The 17,520-nt window shown below is 70.5% G+C and carries 20 protein-coding genes and 1 pseudogene; 11 read left to right on the top strand and 10 right to left on the bottom strand.

Annotated elements, in window-relative coordinates:
• Positions 1 to 81 precede the first annotated feature (81 nt).
• Entirely contained in the window at positions 82 to 1,755 is a 1,674-nt protein-coding gene (locus M4J07_RS38960) for a threonine/serine exporter family protein (RefSeq protein WP_255980281.1), read from the top strand.
• 98 nt (positions 1,756 to 1,853) lie between these two features.
• Here M4J07_RS38960 and M4J07_RS38955 read toward each other — a convergent pair.
• Positions 1,854 to 2,513, bottom strand: a pseudogene (locus tag M4J07_RS38955) (DedA family protein); the annotation flags it as partial.
• A 137-nt stretch (positions 2,514 to 2,650) separates the two neighbouring features.
• Between M4J07_RS38955 and M4J07_RS38950 the strand changes: the two are divergent.
• A complete protein-coding gene (locus tag M4J07_RS38950; RefSeq protein WP_255980277.1) occupies positions 2,651 to 3,025 on the top strand; it encodes a YbjQ family protein in 375 nt (124 codons plus the stop codon).
• A gap of 30 nt (positions 3,026 to 3,055) precedes the next feature.
• On the opposite strand, the gene M4J07_RS38945 is transcribed toward M4J07_RS38950, so the two are convergent.
• On the bottom strand, positions 3,056 to 3,817 hold the full coding sequence (locus M4J07_RS38945; protein ID WP_255980275.1) for a MerR family transcriptional regulator: 762 nt from the start codon (positions 3,815 to 3,817) through the stop codon (positions 3,056 to 3,058).
• Between the two features lie 236 nt (positions 3,818 to 4,053).
• On the opposite strand from M4J07_RS38945, the gene M4J07_RS38940 reads away from it, so the two are divergent.
• Together M4J07_RS38940 and M4J07_RS38935 are read left to right on the top strand one after the other, a co-directional pair.
• Entirely contained in the window at positions 4,054 to 5,304 is a 1,251-nt protein-coding gene (locus tag M4J07_RS38940; protein WP_255980273.1) for an ion channel protein, read from the top strand.
• A 45-nt stretch (positions 5,305 to 5,349) separates the two neighbouring features.
• On the top strand, positions 5,350 to 6,768 hold the full coding sequence (locus tag M4J07_RS38935; protein ID WP_255980271.1) for a glutamate decarboxylase: 1,419 nt from the start codon (positions 5,350 to 5,352) through the stop codon (positions 6,766 to 6,768).
• Positions 6,769 to 7,200: 432 nt separating this feature from the next.
• On the opposite strand, the gene M4J07_RS38930 is transcribed toward M4J07_RS38935, so the two are convergent.
• The 4 genes from M4J07_RS38930 to M4J07_RS38915 form a co-directional block, all read right to left on the bottom strand.
• Positions 7,201 to 7,977, bottom strand: coding sequence for an ABC transporter permease (locus tag M4J07_RS38930; RefSeq protein WP_255980269.1), 777 nt, complete (start codon positions 7,975 to 7,977; stop codon positions 7,201 to 7,203).
• Positions 7,974 to 8,900, bottom strand: a complete 927-nt coding sequence (locus M4J07_RS38925; RefSeq protein ID WP_255980267.1) for an ATP-binding cassette domain-containing protein — start codon at positions 8,898 to 8,900, stop codon at positions 7,974 to 7,976. The genes M4J07_RS38930 and M4J07_RS38925 overlap by 4 nt, the downstream gene beginning before the upstream one ends.
• 90 nt (positions 8,901 to 8,990) lie before the next feature.
• Complete coding sequence (locus tag M4J07_RS38920; protein WP_255980265.1) at positions 8,991 to 9,650, bottom strand: PadR family transcriptional regulator; 660 nt, start codon at positions 9,648 to 9,650, stop codon at positions 8,991 to 8,993.
• Between the two features lie 28 nt (positions 9,651 to 9,678).
• Positions 9,679 to 10,215, bottom strand: a complete 537-nt coding sequence (locus M4J07_RS38915; RefSeq protein ID WP_255980263.1) for a DinB family protein — start codon at positions 10,213 to 10,215, stop codon at positions 9,679 to 9,681.
• Positions 10,216 to 10,371: 156 nt separating this feature from the next.
• On the opposite strand from M4J07_RS38915, the gene M4J07_RS38910 reads away from it, so the two are divergent.
• The 4 genes from M4J07_RS38910 to M4J07_RS38895 all read left to right on the top strand — a co-directional run bounded on the left by M4J07_RS38910 (position 10,372) and on the right by M4J07_RS38895 (position 11,964).
• Positions 10,372 to 10,746, top strand: coding sequence for a VOC family protein (locus M4J07_RS38910; protein ID WP_255980261.1), 375 nt, complete (start codon positions 10,372 to 10,374; stop codon positions 10,744 to 10,746).
• Between the two features lie 4 nt (positions 10,747 to 10,750).
• A complete protein-coding gene (locus M4J07_RS38905) occupies positions 10,751 to 11,107 on the top strand; it encodes a metalloregulator ArsR/SmtB family transcription factor (protein ID WP_255980260.1) in 357 nt (118 codons plus the stop codon).
• Complete coding sequence (locus M4J07_RS38900) at positions 11,104 to 11,562, top strand: SRPBCC family protein (RefSeq protein WP_255980259.1); 459 nt, start codon at positions 11,104 to 11,106, stop codon at positions 11,560 to 11,562. Before M4J07_RS38905 ends, M4J07_RS38900 begins: the two co-directional genes overlap by 4 nt.
• A 159-nt stretch (positions 11,563 to 11,721) precedes the next feature.
• The gene (locus tag M4J07_RS38895) at positions 11,722 to 11,964 is read left to right on the top strand and encodes a DUF397 domain-containing protein (RefSeq protein ID WP_255980258.1); all 243 of its coding nucleotides are present in this window, start codon (positions 11,722 to 11,724) and stop codon (positions 11,962 to 11,964) included.
• Between the two features lie 60 nt (positions 11,965 to 12,024).
• Here the strand turns inward: M4J07_RS38895 and M4J07_RS38890 are convergent, their stop codons facing one another.
• Positions 12,025 to 12,516, bottom strand: a complete 492-nt coding sequence (locus tag M4J07_RS38890; RefSeq protein WP_255980257.1) for an ATP-binding protein — start codon at positions 12,514 to 12,516, stop codon at positions 12,025 to 12,027.
• A gap of 259 nt (positions 12,517 to 12,775) precedes the next feature.
• Here M4J07_RS38890 and M4J07_RS38885 point away from each other — a divergent pair, with 259 nt between their 5' ends.
• Both M4J07_RS38885 and M4J07_RS38880 read left to right on the top strand, forming a co-directional pair.
• Positions 12,776 to 13,642, top strand: a complete 867-nt coding sequence (locus M4J07_RS38885; RefSeq protein ID WP_255980256.1) for a helix-turn-helix domain-containing protein — start codon at positions 12,776 to 12,778, stop codon at positions 13,640 to 13,642.
• A 99-nt stretch (positions 13,643 to 13,741) separates the two neighbouring features.
• Positions 13,742 to 15,226: an aldehyde dehydrogenase family protein gene (locus M4J07_RS38880; RefSeq protein WP_255980255.1), complete on the top strand. Its 1,485-nt coding sequence runs from the start codon at positions 13,742 to 13,744 to the stop codon at positions 15,224 to 15,226.
• 74 nt (positions 15,227 to 15,300) lie between these two features.
• Here the strand turns inward: M4J07_RS38880 and M4J07_RS38875 are convergent, their stop codons facing one another.
• Together M4J07_RS38875 and rpmG are read right to left on the bottom strand one after the other, a co-directional pair.
• The gene (locus M4J07_RS38875; RefSeq protein WP_255980283.1) at positions 15,301 to 15,543 is read right to left on the bottom strand and encodes a type B 50S ribosomal protein L31; all 243 of its coding nucleotides are present in this window, start codon (positions 15,541 to 15,543) and stop codon (positions 15,301 to 15,303) included.
• A gap of 5 nt (positions 15,544 to 15,548) precedes the next feature.
• Entirely contained in the window at positions 15,549 to 15,713 is a 165-nt protein-coding gene (gene rpmG / locus M4J07_RS38870) for a 50S ribosomal protein L33 (protein ID WP_255980253.1), read from the bottom strand.
• 166 nt (positions 15,714 to 15,879) lie between these two features.
• On the opposite strand from rpmG, the gene M4J07_RS38865 reads away from it, so the two are divergent.
• Positions 15,880 to 16,371: a hypothetical protein gene (locus tag M4J07_RS38865; RefSeq protein ID WP_255980251.1), complete on the top strand. Its 492-nt coding sequence runs from the start codon at positions 15,880 to 15,882 to the stop codon at positions 16,369 to 16,371.
• 33 nt (positions 16,372 to 16,404) lie between these two features.
• Here the strand turns inward: M4J07_RS38865 and M4J07_RS38860 are convergent.
• Positions 16,405 to 17,520: FUSC family protein (locus M4J07_RS38860; protein WP_255980249.1), on the bottom strand; the 1,116-nt coding region annotated here is incomplete at its 5' end.

The raw sequence follows: 17,520 nt of genomic DNA, 5'->3' as shown, positions 1-17,520 counted from the left end.
CGTTCGTGTAATCGTGCGCATACTGAGGCCTAGATGAGGCAGACGCGTCAGTAGTCGTGCGAAGGGCGAGGATCGGCAGACGTGACGGAACGGGAGTCCGAGGCCCCGGAGGACCGCAAACCGCAGTCCGACGAGGCGCGCAGTGCGTTCACCCAGCCCATCGGAGTGGTGTCATCGGCGCCGGTGGTGGACGACGAGGCGTCGACCACGTCGGAGTTCTCGCTTCCGCAGGGGTTCAGCGTGCCGCCGGCGGACGCCGTCGAGTCGGAGGGGTCCGCGTTCACGCCGCCCCGGACGTACAGCGCCCGGCAGTCGCCGCCCGCGTTCACTCCCCCGCAGGGCATCCCCGTGGTCAGGCTGACCAAGGAGGCGCCCTGGCAGGACCGGATGCGCACGATGCTGCGGATGCCGGTCGCCGAGCGGCCCGCGCCGGAGAAGGTCCCGAAGGAGGACGACGCGGGGCCCGCCGTGCCGCGCGTGCTCGACCTGACGCTGCGCATCGGGGAGCTGCTGCTCGCGGGTGGTGAGGGCGCCGAGGACGTGGAGGCGGCGATGTTCGCCGTGTGCCGGTCCTACGGCCTCGACCGGTGCGAGCCGACGGTCACCTTCACGCTGCTGTCGATCTCCTTCCAGCCGTCCCTGGTCGACGATCCGGTGACGGCCTCGCGCACGGTGCGGCGGCGCGGCACGGACTACAACCGGCTCGCCGCGGTGTTCCGGCTCGTCGACGACATCAGCGACGCGGAGCACGAGGCCGCGGGCGTCACCCTGGAGGAGGCCTACCGGCGGCTCGCGGAGATCCGCCGCAACCGGCACCCCTACCCCGGCTGGGCGCTCACCGCGGCGAACGGGCTGCTGGCCGGCGCCGCCTCCATCCTCGTCGGCGGTGATCTCATCGTGTTCGTCGCGGCGGCGATCGGCGCGATGCTCGGGGACCGGCTGGCCTGGCTGTGCGCGGGGCGCGGGTTCCCGGAGTTCTACCAGTTCACGGTGGCCGCGATGCCGCCCGCCGCGATCGGCATCCTGCTGACGCTGGCGCACGACTACGTGGACGTGCGGGCCTCCGCGGTGATCACCGGTGGGCTGTTCGCGCTGCTGCCGGGGCGGGCGCTGGTGGCGGGCGTCCAGGACGGTCTGACCGGCTTCTACATCACGGCCGCGGCCCGCCTCCTGGAAGTCATGTACTTCTTCGTGGGCATCGTCATCGGCGTGCTGATCATGCTGTACGTGGGGGTGCAGCTGCACGCGCAGCTCAACCCGGAGGCGGCGCTGACGGGTCCGCAGCGGCCGTACTGGCAGATCGCGGCGTCGATGGCGCTGTCCCTCGCGTTCGCCGTGCTGTTGCAGCAGGAGCGGTCGACCGTGATCGCCGTGACCCTCAACGGCGGGGTGGCGTGGGTGGTCTACGGGGCCATGCACTACGCCGGCGGGATCTCGCCGGTGGCGTCCACCGCGGCGGCGGCCGGGCTCGTCGGTCTGTTCGGTCAGCTCTTCTCGCGGTACCAGTTCGCTTCGGCGCTGCCGTACGTCACCGCGGCGATCGGGCCGCTGCTGCCGGGTTCGGCGACGTACTTCGGGCTGCTGCACATCGCCCAGAACGACGTGGACGCCGGGCTGGTGTCGCTGTCCAAGGCGGCGGCGCTGGCGATGGCCATCGCGATCGGGGTGAACCTGGGTGGGGAGATCTCCCGCCTGTTCATCCGCTCCCCCGGGGCGTCGGGCCGCCGCGCGGCGAAGCGGACGCGAGGCTTCTAGCTCCGGTTCGGCGTCTGCCGGGCCCCGGTCCGCAGTCGCCGCAGAACGCCCGGTCCCCCAGCGGAGCGCTAGCGCTTGGCGTGGCGGCCGCGTTGGGACGGGGTTGCCTGCGAGGGCTGGCCCGGGGTTGCGGCCGTCTTCTTGGACTTGCTGCGGGCTCGGAGGAACTCGATCGCGATCGGGACCACCGAGACGAGGACGATCAGGATCAGGATCGCCTCGATGTTCTTGTGGACGAACTCGATGTTCCCCAGCCAGGAGCCGAGCAGCGTCACGCCCGCGCCCCAGAGCACGCCACCGATCACGTTGAACGTGATGAACGAGCGGTACTTCATGCCGGAGACGCCCGCGATGATCGGCGTGAACGTGCGGACGATGGGCACGAAGCGGGCCAGGACCAGCGACTTGGGGCCGTGCTTCTCGAAGAACTCGTGCGCCTTCTGCACGTTCTCCTGCTTGAACAGCTTGGAGTCCGGCCGCCGGAACAGCGAGGGCCCGACCTTCTTGCCGAAGACGTACCCCGCCTGGTCACCGAGGACCGCCGCGAGGCAGATCAGCGCGACCGCTCCCCACAGCGGGAAGTCGAGGGTGCCGGCCGTGATCAGCAGACCCGTCGTGAACAGCAGGGAGTCACCCGGCAGGAAGAAGCCGATGAGCAGGCCCGACTCGGCGAACACGATCAGGAGCAGGCCCCAGATGCCGAACGTGTTCAGCAGATAGTCCGGGTCCAGCCAGCTTGGTCCGAGAGCAAGCGTCATCACGGGTCCGGGCTCCTGAAGGGGGTGAGGCAGGCAAGGGCAATGGCGGTGCAAAGTTATCAACGCCGGGTTTCCCTGCCAGGTTCCAGTGGCCCTCTCAGGATGCACTGTGCGTCAACTGTGGCAAACCTGTCGGTATGGGTATCGAAGACTTCGGCGGCGGCCAGAATCCGCAGGCGGATGTGCTCGTCGTCACTACGAACGACGTACCGGGGTACCGGGTCCAGCAGGTCATCGGCGAGGTTTTCGGGCTGACCGTACGGTCCCGGCACCTCGGCAGCCAGATCGGCGCCGGCCTGAAGTCCATGGTCGGCGGCGAGCTGAAGGGCCTGACCAAGACGCTGGTCGAGACCCGGAACCAGGCCATGGAGCGGCTCGTCGAGCAGGCGCGGGCGCGGGGCGCCAACGCCGTGCTCATGTTCCGGTTCGACGTGACCGAGGCGATGGACGGGGCCGCGGAGGTGTGCGCGTACGGGACGGCCGCCGTCATCGCCCAGGAGCCCATGGTGTGAGCCGGGTGGGCCGGGTGGGCCCGGCGTGCGTCACTCCTGGTGCCGCTGCGCGTTCGCGTGGATCGCGGAGCTCAGGTGGTCGGCGACGCCCTCGCCCATGGAGTCGTAGAACGCCTTGAAGCGCTCGTCGGCCACGTACATGGCGCCGAGTGCGGCGTGCATCTCGTACGGGCACTCGTAGAACCACCGGGAGATGTGCGCGCGGTGCTCCTCTGCCATCTCCAGGGCGCGCTCGCCGGTCGGTTCCTCACCGGCCGCGACGAGGGCCGCGTAGCGCGCGCTCCAGTCGTCGACCTCGGCCTTCATGCGCTGCCAGTCCTCCTTGGTGTACGTCGCGGCCCGCCGCTGCGACTCGGCGTACGCGGCCGTGCCGCCCCAGCGGCGCTCGGCCTCCTCGGAGAACTCCTCCGGGTCCTTGTCCCCGAAGACCTCGAACCGCTCCTCAGGTGTGAGCTGGATCCCCATCTTCTGTGCCTCCATGGCGTGTTCGACGGCCTCGGCCATCTTCTGCAGTCTCTCGATGCGGGCGACGAGCACCTCGTGCTGGCGCCGCAGGTGGGCGCGGGGGTCCGTCGCCGGGTCGTCCAGCAGGGTCTGCACCTCGTCCAGCGGGAAGCCGAGCTCCCGGTAGAAGAGGATCTGCTGGAGCCGGTCGAGGTCCGCCTCGCTGTAGCGGCGGTGGCCCGCGTGGTTGCGTTCGCTCGGGACGAGCAGGCCGATCTGGTCGTAGTGGTGCAGCGTCCGCACCGTGACCCCGGCGAATCCGGCCACCTGGCCCACCGAGTAACTCATGGCCCGCTCTCCTTCACGTGCGCGCTCTCCATGCCGTACGCAGGTCGTACGGGTCGTACGTCCATCAGCCTGCGTCCTCACGTCACGTGAGGTGCAAGTCGTTCCGGCCCGCATCCGACCGAACACTTCCGGGTGTTATGTGGCGAATGTCCGCTTAGGGTGACCGCGTGAGCACTCCCGCCGAAGCCCCGTCGCCATCGGGCCCGCCCACGGCCCCTCCCCCGGCTCCTCCCGCCGTGTCCGCTCGCACCCTGCTGCCGGTCGTCGCGCCGGCGATCGTCGTCGGTGTCGTCTGCAGTCTGCTCTTCCTCGCCCTCAGCTGGATCGCCGAACGGCTCCAGGACGTGCTCTGGGACGATCTGCCCGACGCGCTCGGCGTCGGCGGATACTCGTCCCTCTGGATCATCGTCATGCTCACCCTGACGGGCGTCCTGGTCGGGCTCGTCGTCTGGAAGGCGCCCGGGCACGCGGGCCCCGACCCGGCCACGATGGGCCTCGGCGGCGAGGAACCGCTGGCGCCCCGCGTCCTGCCGGGTCTCGCGCTGGCCGCCGCCCTGATGCTGGCCGGCGGGCCGAGCCTGGGCCCCGAGAACCCGATCATCGCCGTGAACGTGGGCCTGATGTTCTGGCTCGGCCGCACCCTGCTGCCCGCCTCGCCCGCCGCGCTCTGGCCGAACCTCGCCTCCGCGGCCACCATCGGCGCCCTGTTCGGCACCCCGATCGCCGCGGCGCTGCTGGTCTCCGAGGCCCTCGCCGGACGGGCGATGCCGCTCAAGGGCTCGCTGTGGGACAACCTCTTCGGGCCGCTGCTCGCCGCCTCGGCCGGCGCGCTGACCACCACCCTCGTCGCCTCGCCCTCCTTCGACCTGGGGCTCGCCCCGTTCGATCACCCGGGCCTGGCCGACCTGGCGTCCGCGGTCATCGTCGCCTGCGCGGCGGCCGTGCTCACCATGCTGGCGGTGTACGCGTTCCCGTACGTGCACGGCGCCTTCGGGCGGCTCGGCCACCCGATGCTGATGCTCCCGGCCGGCGGGCTCGTGCTCGGCCTGCTGGGCGCGCTCGGCGGCCATCTGACGCTGTTCAAGGGCCTGGAGGAGGTCAAGGAGATCGCGGCGGACCCGGAGGGCCGGTCGGCCGGCGAGTTCGCGCTGCTGACCGTGGTGAAGCTGGCGGCGCTGCTGATCGCGGCGTCCTGCGGGTTCCGGGGCGGCCGGATCTTCCCCGCGGTCTTCGTCGGCGCCGCGTTCGGGCTGTGCGCGCACGCGCTCGTCCCCGGCGTGAATGCGTCGGTCGGCATCGCGGCGGGCGTCCTCGGCGTCCTGCTCGCCGTCACCCGCTCGGGCTGGGTCAGCCTCTTCACGGCGGCGGTCCTCGTCGCCTCGCCCGCGATCATCGCCCTGATGTGTATCGCGTCATTGCCCGCCTGGCTCCTGGTGACCGGACGGCCGCAGATGCAACTGTCGGAGGACGGCCGGGCCCTGCGCTGAGCCCGGCCGACGCCGACTCGTTTCGTCCGTAAAGGAGTTACGGTCATGTCCCCCTTGCACCAGAGCCCTTCCGACAAGCCCGGCGAACGGCCGCTCGCCGTCAACCCCTTCTACGGCGAGGCCAATCCCACGGCCGGCATGGCGGACGCGCCGCCCAAGCACCGGCTGCCGGACCGGCCGCTGGCCCCGATGACCGCGTACCAGCTCGTCCACGACGAACTGATGCTGGACGGCAACTCCCGGCTCAACCTCGCCACCTTCGTCACCACGTGGATGGAGCCGCAGGCCGGCGTCCTCATGGGCGAGTGCCGGGACAAGAACATGATCGACAAGGACGAGTACCCGCGCACGGCGGAGCTGGAGCGCCGCTGCGTCGCCATGCTCGCCGACCTGTGGAACGCGCCGGATCCGACGTCCGCCGTGGGCTGTTCGACGACCGGGTCGAGCGAGGCGTGCATGCTCGCCGGGATGGCCCTGAAGCGCCGCTGGATGCGGCGCAACGCCGACCGCTATCCCTCGCGCGAGGCCCGCCCCAATCTCGTCATGGGCGTGAACGTGCAGGTCTGCTGGGAGAAGTTCTGCACCTTCTGGGAGGTGGAGGCGCGGCAGGTGCCGATGGAGGGCGACCGGTTCCATCTGGATCCGGCGGCGGCGGCCGAGCTGTGCGACGAGAACACGATCGGGGTCGTCGGCATCCTCGGGTCGACCTTCGACGGTTCGTACGAGCCGATCGCCGAACTGTGCGCCGCGCTCGACGAGTTGCAGGAGCGCACCGGGCTCGACGTGCCGGTGCACGTGGACGGGGCGTCGGGCGCGATGGTGGCGCCGTTCCTCGACCCCGACCTGGCGTGGGACTTCCGCCTCCCGCGGGTCGCGTCGATCAACACGTCCGGCCACAAGTACGGGCTCGTGTACCCGGGGGTCGGCTGGGCCCTGTGGCGGAACGCGGACGCCCTGCCGGAGGAGCTGGTGTTCCGGGTGAACTACCTGGGCGGCGACATGCCCACGTTCGCGCTGAACTTCTCGCGGCCCGGGGCGCAGGTGGTCGCCCAGTACTACTCGTTCCTGCGGCTCGGCCGGGAGGGGTACCGGGCGGTGCAGCAGGCCACGCGGGACGTGGCGCGGGGGCTCGCCGAGCGGATCGAGGCACTGGGCGACTTCCACCTCATCACGCGCGGCGACGAGTTGCCGGTGTTCGCGTTCACCACGGCGGACGACGTGAAGGCGTTCGACGTGTTCGACGTGTCGCGGCGGTTGCGGGAGCGGGGGTGGCTGGTCCCGGCCTACACGTTCCCGGCGCACCGGGAGGATCTGGCCGTCCTGCGGGTGGTGTGCCGCAACGGTTTCTCGTCGGACCTGGCGGAGCTCCTGGTGGAGGACCTGGGGCGGTTGCTGCCGGAGCTTCGCCGCCAGCCGCACCCCTTCACGCGTGACCGCGAGGCGGCGACGGGCTTCCACCACTAGCGGTTGACCGGGTCCCCGGGGGCGGCTGCACCGCCATCCGCCCCCGGACGAACTCCTGCTCCTGGGACGGCGCCTGCGGACCGGTGGGCCTCCTCGCGCCCCGCGGCGGAGCCGCTCATGACACAGCCCCGCGCCCCTGAGCGTCTGCCATGTCCCGCATCCATTTCCGGCGCGGGTCGCGTCGTGGTCGCTCGCGCAGTTCCCCGCGCCCCTGGAAGGCATGCGCTGCGCGCAGCCTTCCCCCGCCGGGGAGATGCGCACCGCAGGTGCGCATCTCAGGGGCGCGGGGAACTGCGCGAGAAGCCCCACCGGCCCGCGGTCGAAAACACCCCGCAACACGGCAGATGCTCAGGGGCGCGGGGCTGTGTCACTGGCGGCTCCGCCGCGGGGCGCGACCAGCCCCCACACACCGGCACCGACGCACCCCGCCCCCTACCGGCTCAGCGCAGCAAACCTTCGTACCGCCAGCGGGAAGAACACCGCCACCAACCCCACCGGCCAGGCCAACGCCAGTGCCACCTCGTCCGCCCCACCCGGATTACCGAACAGGAACCGCACCGAGGACGCCGTCGCCGACATCGGGTTCCACTCGACGACCGCCCCGAGCCAGCCCGGCATGGTCGACGGCACCGTAAAGGCATTGGAGAGGAACCCCACCGGCCACACCAGGATCTGCACGGCCTGCACCAGCTCCGGCCTCCCCGCGACCATCGCCAGCCAGATCCCCATCCACAGCATCGCGAACCGGAACAGGAGCAGCAGCCCGAAGGCGCCGACCACCGCCCCGACGGAGCCGTGCACCCGCCAGCCCAGCGCGTATCCGACACCCGCCATGACCACCAGCGCCGCCGCAGACTGCACCATGTCGGCCACCGAACGGCCCACCAGCACCGCCCCGTTGGTCATCGGCATGGCCCGGAACCGGTCGATCACGCCCTTGTTCAGGTCCTGCGTCACCGCCAGCATCGTCGACTCAAGGCCGAACGCCATCGTCAGCGCCAGCATGCCGGGGACGAGGAAGGACACGTACTCGTCGGAGCCGCCCTCGATGCCTTTGCCACCGCCGATCAGATACCCGAACATCACGAGCAGCATCACGGGGAAGACGAGGCCCACCAGGACCTGTACCGGTTGCCGCGCCCAGTGGGCGAGCTCGCGGCGGGTCATGGTCCACGAATCCGTGACCGCCCAGGTGATCGCGGTGCTCATACCCGTACCTCCGTCAGCCGCAGGAACACCTCGTCGAGCGTCGGCCTGCGCAGCGCCACGTCCTCCGCCTCGATCCCGGCCTCCTGAAGGGCCCGGACGACGTCGGTGAGCGCGCCCATCCGGTCCTTCACCGGCGCGCTGACCAGCCGCCGGTCCGCGTCGACCACGGCGCCGGACGGCACCAGGTCGGCGACGCGCGGGAGTTGGGCCGCGTCGCGGACGATCACGTCGATCCGGTCGCCGCCCAGTCGCGCCTTGAGCTGGTCCGGCGTGCCGTCGGCGGCGACCCGGCCCCGGTCGACCAGCGAGATCCGGTCGGCGAGCTGGTCGGCCTCCTCCAGGTACTGCGTGGTGAGCAGCACCGTCGTGCCGCCGCCCACCAGCGAGCGCACCGCGGCCCAGACCTCGGCGCGGCCGCGCGGGTCGAGGCCCGTCGTCGGTTCGTCGAGGAAGAGGACCTCGGGGTCGGTGATGAGGGACGCCGCGAGGTCGAGCCGGCGCCGCATGCCTCCGCTGTACGCCTTGACGGCCTTGCGGCCGGTGTCCGCGAGGCCGAACCGGGCGAGGAGTTCGTCGGCCCGCACGCCCGCCCTGCGCGCCCCCAGGTGGTGGAGGCGGCCGAACATCTCCAGGTTCTGCCGCCCGCTCAGCTCCTCGTCCAGCGCCGCGTGCTGGCCCAGCAGCCCGATTCGGCGCCGCACCTCGCCCGGCGCGGTGCGCACGTCGTGGCCCGCGACCACGACGCGGCCCTCGTCCGCGCGCAGCAGCGTCGCCATGACGCGGACGGCGGTGGTCTTGCCCGCCCCGTTCGGCCCGAGCACGCCGTGCACGGTGCCCCGGCCGACCGTCAGGTCGAGCCCGTCCAGCGCCGCCTTGTCCCCGTACCGCTTGCGCACCCCTTCGGTGACGATCGCGTCCGTCATCCGGCTCCCTCCGCTCGTCGCACAGTCCACCTAGTCAAACTTGACTAGGTGGACGAAGGTAACCGACCGCCCTTCATTCGTCAAACTTGATTAGCGGTCGTCCCCCGGGGCCCGCCGAGTCCGCTCGGCCTGCTCCCCCGTGGCGAAGGGGTTCTCCTGCCCCTCCGCGAGCACGCCGACGAAGGGATCCCCCTCGCCCGCGAAGGTGTACGCGCCGCCCTCGATCCGGGCGATCAGCCCCCGGGTCCACTTCGCGCCGGTGTCCGCCGAGTACACCCAGTAGTTCATGATCTCGCCGATGTGGCCGAGCTGCTCGGGGCCGTCCTCGGGCGTGTAGTACTCGGTGACGGAGGTCCGCCACTCCTCGATCCGGCGCACCCGCTCCTTGAGCAGGCCCATCGCCTCCTCGCGCGGCAGGTCGACCATGAAGCCGAGGGCCGCCGTGAGGATGTCGGGCCGCTGGTCGTAGGCGGTGAGCGACTCACGGAGCAGGGCGAGGTACTCCTCGGTGCCCTGCTCCGTGATCTCGTACTCGGTGCGCGGCGGGCCGCCCGCCGTGGACGGGGCGACCTCGTGCGCGACCAGCAGCCCTTGCTTCGCCATCTGCTTCAGGGCGTGGTAGATCGACCCCGGCTTGGCGTTCGACCACTCGTGGGCGCCCCAGTACTCCAGGTCGTTGCGCACCTGGTAGCCGTGCGCGCGGCCGTGCTGGCGTACGGCCCCGAGGACCAGGAGGCGGATCGCTGACATGGAGTCAAGCGTAGGACGTCACGGGTCCTCACTGGTGGGCGAGGGCCACCAGCTCGAAGGCGGTCTTGCCGTCCAGGGACTCCCGGACGATGTCGGCGTGGCCCGCGTGCCGGGCCGTCTCGCGGATCAGGTGCAGGCCGAGCCAGCGCAGCGAGACCTCCTGGCCGTCGGGGAACCAGGGCTCGTCGGGCAGCGGGAACGTGTCGTCGAGCCCGGGTGCCGCCCGGAAGAACTCCTCGGTGCGGCGCGCCACGTCCTCCCAGTACGCGAGGACGGACTTCACCGACTCGCCCGCCAGGAGCCGGAAGCCGTCCAGATACGCCTCCTGCGTGCGCTCCACCTGGGGCTTCGGGCCGCCGGCCAGGGCGATCCAGCCCTCCTCGACCTCGGCCACGTGCTTGGCGATCCCCACCAGGGACAGGGAGCTGGCGCTGGGCGTGGCGGACGCCTGCTCGTCGGTGAGTCCGAGCAGGGACCGGCGGATGCCGCCCCGCTGCTCCTCGATGAACGCGAGCAGCGCCCCGCGCTCGTCGCCTCGGGCTTCGGGAGAAACGTGCATGACCATCGGGGGCCGCCTTTCGTCGTCGCCTTGCTGCCGGTACCGAGAAAGATAGGGAGGCTTGCGGTCAGGTTCTGGCCGCAAGGCGGACGGCGTCACCGATTTACGTGTAGGAAATTTCCTACGTTTGACGCGTAGGGAATCTCCTACTTATCGTGACGCATGAACGTCACCCACGCCTCCTTCGTCACCCTCCCCGTCGCCGACCAGGACCGGGCCCTGCGCTTCTACGTCGACGTGCTCGGCTTCGCAGTGACCGCGGACCGCGAGATGCCGCCGGGCCGCTGGCTGCAGGTCGCCCCCGCCGGCGCGCAGACCGTCTTCACGCTCTCCGGCCCGGGCATGGGCGGTTTCGTGCCGGGATCGGCGCAGGGGATCATGTTGGTCACGACCGATGTCGACGCCGACTGCGCCCGCCTGGCCGCCGCCGGGGTCGAGGTCAGCGGTCCCGACGAGCTGCCGTGGGGACGGATGGCGGCCTTCCGCGACCCGGACGGCAACGGTCTGATGCTGATCACGGAGAAGGAAGGCTTCTGACGCCATGGCCACCGCGAGCGTGCGTGACACCGCCGGGCAGGACCGGCTGTTCGCCGCGCTCGCCAACGGCACCCGGCGCGAGGTCCTGCGGCTGCTGCGCGAGCGGGGGCCGCAGCCGGCGGGGGCCATCGCCGACCGGTTCGACATGGCCCGGCCGAGCCTGTCGGAGCACCTGAAGGTGCTGCGGGAGGCCGGACTGGTGAGCGAGGAGCGGGCAGGCCGGCAGCGGATCTACCGGCTGGAGGCCGCACCGCTCGCCGACGTGCAGGACTGGCTGCACCCCTACGAGCGGTTCTGGCGGCAGCGGCTGACCGGCCTCGGCGACGTGCTGGACGCCATGCCCGACGATGACACCCCATGAGCACCGACGAGCCCGACCCCACCCGCATCACCGTCGACCAGTTCTTCCCGCACCCGCCGGCCAAGGTCTGGCGGGCGCTGACCGAGCCCGAACTGCTCCGGCGCTGGATGATGCCGGGCAGCGAGGACTTCCGGCTCCAGGTCGGGCACCGGTACGCGATGACCTCGGTCCCGCGCCCGAACACGAACTTCTCGGGAACGGTCGACGTCGAGGTGCTCGACTACGCGGACGGGCGGATGCTGAGCGTCCGCTGGGCCGACCGCGACCCCGCCAACACCGCGGACTGGACGATCACTTGGACCCTGGAGCCGGAAGGGCGCGGAACGCGTCTCTTCCTTGTGCACGAGGGGTTCGACCCGGACGACCCGGCGCAGGAGATGGCCCGGAAGATCATGGACGGTGGCTGGCGTTCGCATGTCATGCGCGCGTTGGGGCAGGTACTCGGCAGCTACTGACAACGCTGTAACCGAGGGAACACCCCGCGTGCACGTGCATCTGCCCATGCATTGGCATATGAACACAGCTATGATCCTGGACAGTTGGGGCAGTTGACCACTGCTTTCACATCCGTCACAGGGTCAGTTCACAGTCACAGCACCACCGGGGAGCGAACCGTGCATCACGTGTACAACGGCATGGCGGCCACGGAGCTGCACGGAGTGGTCTGGCAGAAGAGCAGGCACAGCAACTCGCAGGGTTCCTGCGTGGAGTTCGCCAAGCTGCCCGGCGGCAGGGTCGCCGTCCGCAACTCGAACTTCCCGGACGGCCCCGCGCTCGTGTACACGCCCGCGGAGATCGAGGCGATGCTGCTCGGCGTGAAGGACGGGGAGTTCGACCATCTGATCGCGGGCCCCTGACGCGCGTAGATCCGGCACGCGCTGCGCCCTACCCGTCCGTACGCCGATACGGGCCCGCGTTCACAGTCTGAACAGAGCCCAGACGACCTTTCCGCTCAGCGTGCCCGCCAGCGGATGCCACCCCCAGCCGTCGCTGAACGAGTCGACGAGGAACAGACCGCGCCCGGACTCCGAGGAGAAGTCGTCCACCACGCCCTCGCCGTCGCCCGCGACCGGGCTGTCGTTGCTGGGGTCGCGCACCGCGCAGACCACCCGTGAGGCCCAGCGCATCAGGTGCAGCCGCACCGGCGGGTCCTGGTCGTACGGAGTGTCGGCCGGCAGCGCGTGCCGCAGGGCGTTCGTGACCAGCTCCGAGACCACCAGACAGATGTCGTCGAAGCGCTCGGGCACGTCCCAGTCGGCGAGGGTGCGGCGGGTGAACTCCCGTGCGCTGCGCACCGCTTCGTAGCGGGCGGGCAGGGCACACGACGCGGCACTGGAGACGGCCGAGGGATCGAGCGGAGGCAACCCCTGCCTTAACGGCTCGAGCATGGTCGATCCATTCGTCCCCATGCGAGGCTCTCCCCAGTTTCGCAGTACGTAGCGAGCGGTGGTGACGACCATCGTTCCGAATGCGTACATCGGATGCAAGGGCAGATGCACGTGCACGCGCCCGACTTGGTCGTTCCCGCACCGCTTCTTGCTCATTTCTTCCTACGACTTCTTGCGCAGCTCTTTCGGCATCTCTCCCTTTCTGTAACCGAACGAGTACGGGCTGGAGCGTTTTAATGGCAGACTGCGGCCCTTGAACCGATGGGGAGGATGAAGAGACGTGACCGCTGGGGAGTCGAGCGGCTCGGTGGTGCGGCGCATTCTGCTGGGCTCGCAACTGAGGCGCCTGAGGGAAGCGCGCGGCATCACACGAGAGGCCGCCGGCTACTCGATCCGCGCCTCCGAATCGAAGATCAGCCGCTTGGAGTTGGGACGGGTGAGCTTCAAGGCGAGGGACGTAGAGGATCTGCTGACGCTGTACGGGGTGGCGGACGAGGCCGAGCGCACCGCGCTGCTCTCCCTCGTGAAAGAGGCCAACGTCGCGGGCTGGTGGCACAGTTACTCGGACGTGCTGCCCGGCTGGTTCCAGACGTACATCGGCCTGGAGGGCGCCGCCTCGCTGATCCGCGGCTACGAGGCCCAGTTCGTGCACGGCCTGCTGCAGACCGAGGCGTACGCGCACGCGGTCGTCCGGCACGGCATGAAGGGCGCCGCCGCCGAGGACATCGACCGGCGCGTGGCACTGCGCCTGGAGCGGCAGAAGCTGCTGGTCGCCGAGCGGGCGCCGGACATCCACATCGTGCTCGACGAGGCCGCGCTGCGCCGCGTGCAGGGCGGGCGCGACGTGATGCGCGGACAGCTGGAGCACCTGATCGAGGTGGCCCAACTGCCCCATCTGACGCTGCAGATCATGCCGTTCAGCCACGGCTGGCACTCCGGCGAGTCCGGCACCTTCACCGTGCTCACCTTCCCGGAGTCCGACCTCTCGGACGTCGTCTTCCTCGAACAGCTCACCAGCGCCCTGTACTTGGACAAGCGCGAGGACGTCGCGCAGTACGAGCGAGCGATGGCGCAGCTCCAGGAGGAGTGCCCCTCGCCCGAGGAGAGCGTGACGCTGCTGCGCCGGGTGCTGACTGAATTCGCGTAAATACAACGGCAGTTGACTGATCCCTTGCCGCAACTGACAGGTAACGGACGTACCATGACGTCACTTCAGGTGTCCGGCGCTGCAGCAAGGGATCTCCCCATGACCTCAAAGTCGTCACAGTCCGCACAGGCGTACTTCACGGAACTGGACCGGCAGTACATCGACGGCGAGTGGCGTGACGGGCGCGGTTCCTGGGACATCATCGACTTCAACCCGTACAGCGGCGACAAGCTGGCCTCGATCACCGTCGCCTCGGCCGAGGAGATCGACGAGGCGTACCGGGCCGCCGAGCGGGCGCAGAAGGACTGGGCGAAGACCAACGCATACGCGCGCCGGATGGTCTTCGAGCGGGCGCTGCGCATCGTCGAGGAGCGCGAGGCGGACATAGCCGACGCCATCATCGACGAGCTCGGCGGCACGCGGGTGAAGGCCGGGTTCGAGCTGCACCTCGCCAAGGAGTTCCTGCGCGAGGCCGTCCAGCTGGCGCTGCGCCCGCAGGGCCGGGTCATCCCCTCCCCGGTGGACGGCAAGGAGAACCGGCTCTACCGGGTGCCGGTCGGGGTGGTCGGCGTCATCTCCCCCTTCAACTTCCCCTTCCTGCTGTCGCTCAAGTCCGTCGCTCCGGCGCTGGCGCTGGGCAACGGCGTGGTCCTGAAGCCGCACCAGAACACGCCGATCGTCGGCGGCTCGCTGGTCGCGAAGATCTTCGAGGACGCGGGGCTGCCGGCCGGCCTGCTGAACGTGGTGATCACGGACATCGCCGAGATCGGTGACGCGCTCCTGACCCACCCGGTGCCGAAGGTCATCTCCTTCACCGGTTCGGACAAGATCGGTCAGCACGTCGCGACCGTGTGCGCCTCACAGTTCAAGCACGCGGTCCTGGAGCTCGGCGGCAACAGCGCACTGACGGTGCTCGACGACGCCGACATCGACTACGCGGTCGACGCGGCGGTCTTCAGCCGCTACGTGCACCAGGGCCAGGTCTGCATGGCCGCGAACCGGATCCTGGTGGACCGCAAGGTCGAGAAGGAGTTCACGGAGAAGTTCGTGGCGAAGGTCAAGGGGCTGAAGGCGGGCGACCCGCGCGACCCGTCGACCGTGATCGGCCCGGTCATCAACTCCACGCAGGCGGACGCCGTCTCGGCCGTCGTGGAGCAGGCCCTCGCCGAGGGCGGGACCGCGCTCGTCCGGGGCGAGGTGGACGGGAACCTGGTGGAGCCGGTCGTCCTCACCGGCCTGCCCGCCGACTCACCGGTGCTGCGCCAGGAGATCTTCGGCCCGGTCGCCCTGCTCATTCCCTTCGACGGGGACGAGGAGGCGGTCCGGATCGCGAACGACACGCCCTACGGGCTGAGCGGCGCCGTGCACACCGGGGACATCGAGCGGGGCGTGGAGTTCGCCCGGCAGATCGACACCGGCATGATCCACGTCAACGACGGGACCGTGCACGACGAGCCGCTCGTGGCGTTCGGCGGCGAGAAGCGGTCCGGCCTCGGCCGGCTGAACGGCGAGGCGACCGTGGAGGCCTTCACCACGCAGAAGTGGATCTCGGTCCAGCACGGCCGCTCGCAGTTCCCGTTCTGACCCCCGGCATGGCGAAGACCCTCCGGGGCGCGGCACCCGCCGCGCCCCGGAGGGTCTTCTGCTTCCGCTGCCGGCTACTTCCCGTACCGGCGCTGGAAACGCTCGACGCGGCCGGCGGTGTCCAGGACCCGCTGGTTGCCGGTGTAGAAGGGGTGGCTGACGTTCGAGATCTCGACGTCGACGACGGGGTAGGTGTTCCCGTCCGTCCACTCGACGGTCTTCTCGCTCGTCATCGTCGAGCCGGTCAGGAAGCTGTGGCCGGCGGCCCGGTCGCGGAAGACGACGGGGGCGTACTCGGGGTGGATGCCGTTCTTCATGGTGGTCATCGCTCCTCTCGGAAGTCGACGTGGCGGCCCGCTACGGGGTCGTACTTGCGCAGGGCCAGGCGGTCCGGGTCGTTGCGGCGGTTCTTGCGCGTCACGTACGTGAAGCCGGTCCCCGCGGTGGACCTGAGTTTGATCACTGGGCGGAGTTCGTTGCGTGCCATGTGGCTCAGTATATGAAAATGACTCCCGTTTTCAATAGGGTAGGGTCCGTCAGGAGTGAGAGGTGCGTCACGCCGCTTTCCTGCCCGTGGCCTGTCGTTCGTCCTGGTGACTGCTGGTAACTTGCAGCCGCGATTCAGGACAACAGCAGTGACGTAGGGGGATGTTGTGCGCATCAGGAACGTACGGGTCGTCGCGGGTGCCGCGGCCGTCGTGGCCGCTCTCGCGGTGACCGGCTGCAGCAGTGACGACGGCGGCAAGGACAAGAGCAAGGACAAGGCGTCGGACGGCGGGTCGTCCTCGTCGGCGGCGCCCGACGGCGGCGCGTCCGGCGGGTCGACCGGATCCGCGAAGGACGCCGAGGGCATCTGGAGCGCCACCACGGACGGGAAGCCCGTCGTCCTCGTCGTCGGCGGCAAGCAGGCGTCGCTGAGCACGGGTGACGGGCACCTGTGCGTCGGAGCGCTGGCCGATATGGGCAAGCCGATGCTGAACCTCAAGTGTGCGGACGGCAGCACCGACCGCACGATGGGCGCGATCGAGTCCAACGACGGCACGACGATGAAGGTCTCCTGGGACGCCGGGGCGCGGGACACCTTCACGAAGTCGAAGGACGGGAAGCTGCCGGAGGGGCTGCCGAGCGGGATGCCCACCAACTGACCGGTCCCGCCCCGTCCGTCGGGCCGTGCGCTCTCAGGAGCCGCGCGGCCCGTCCGGCGTTTCCGGGGCTTCCGGGGCCTTGTCCTGCGCCTTGCCCGGCACCTCGTCCTGGGGCTTCTCCTGGGGCTTGACGGTCATCGGGGGTTCGTCGGTGTCGAGGGCCTCGGTGAGTTCGTCGAGGGTGCCGAGGAGCAGACCGGCGCCGCGGCGCACGACCCGGTCGGGGACGCCCTCGCCGTCCCAGGCGTCGAGGGCGGCACGGACCGGCTTCCAGCGCGGGACGCGGCGCTCGCGGATCGCGCGGGCGCCGTCGCGGGTCGCCGCGCGCAGGGCGTCGGCGAGCTGCTCGGCCGCGGGGACCGGGGTGGCGTCGCGCTCCGGGAGGTGCGCCTCCATCAGCATCGCGACGCGGCCGAAGTGGTGCAGGGCGTGCGCCGCGTCGTCGGCGGCGGCCCGGGACAGGCCGCGGTGCCGTACGGGTTCGGTCTTGGCCCTGGCCACCGCCTCCTGCCAGGCGATGTGGGCGTTACGGGCGTTCAGCAGGGCCTCACGGACGTCCGGGCAGGACTTGCCCTCCGGGTGGGCGTAGTGGCCGACGACCGCGGCCGCGTACCCGCCGAGCGCGGTGAGCCAGTCGGCGAGGCGGGTGCGCAGGCGCGGGGTCTCCCAGGCCGGGTACAGGGCGTACGACAGCATCGCCAGGAGGCCGCCGACCAGGGTCAGCACGACGCGCTCCGGAACGGTCTGGTCCCAGGTCTCGCCGCCCATGCCGAGCAGGAAGACGACGTACGCGGCGACGCAGGCCTGGGCCGCGAGCTGGCCCGTGCGCATGAGCAGGTACATCAGGCAGGCGCAGGTGACGGCCAGGGCGGCGGAGAGGTAGGTGTCCGGGGTCGTGAGCTGGACGACCCCGGTGGCCAGGGCCACGCCCACGAGCGTGCCGCCGAAGCGGGCCACCGCGCGGGAGTACGTCTGGGAGAAGTCGGGCCGCATGATCATCACGGCCGCCATGGGGGCCCAGTAGCCGTGCCCGAACGGGAGGGCGTTCCCGAGGAGGTAGCCGATGACGGCGACCACGGTGACACGGGTGGCGTGCCGCAGGATCGGCGACCCGGGCCGCACCTCCTTGCGCACGGCGGCGACGACCAC

This window comes from Streptomyces longispororuber (genome assembly GCF_024448165.1).
Lineage (GTDB): Bacteria > Actinomycetota > Actinomycetes > Streptomycetales > Streptomycetaceae > Streptomyces > Streptomyces longispororuber_A.
The sequence above is the reverse complement of the archived record's forward strand: the minus strand, read 5'-3'. Positions and strand labels throughout refer to the sequence as shown.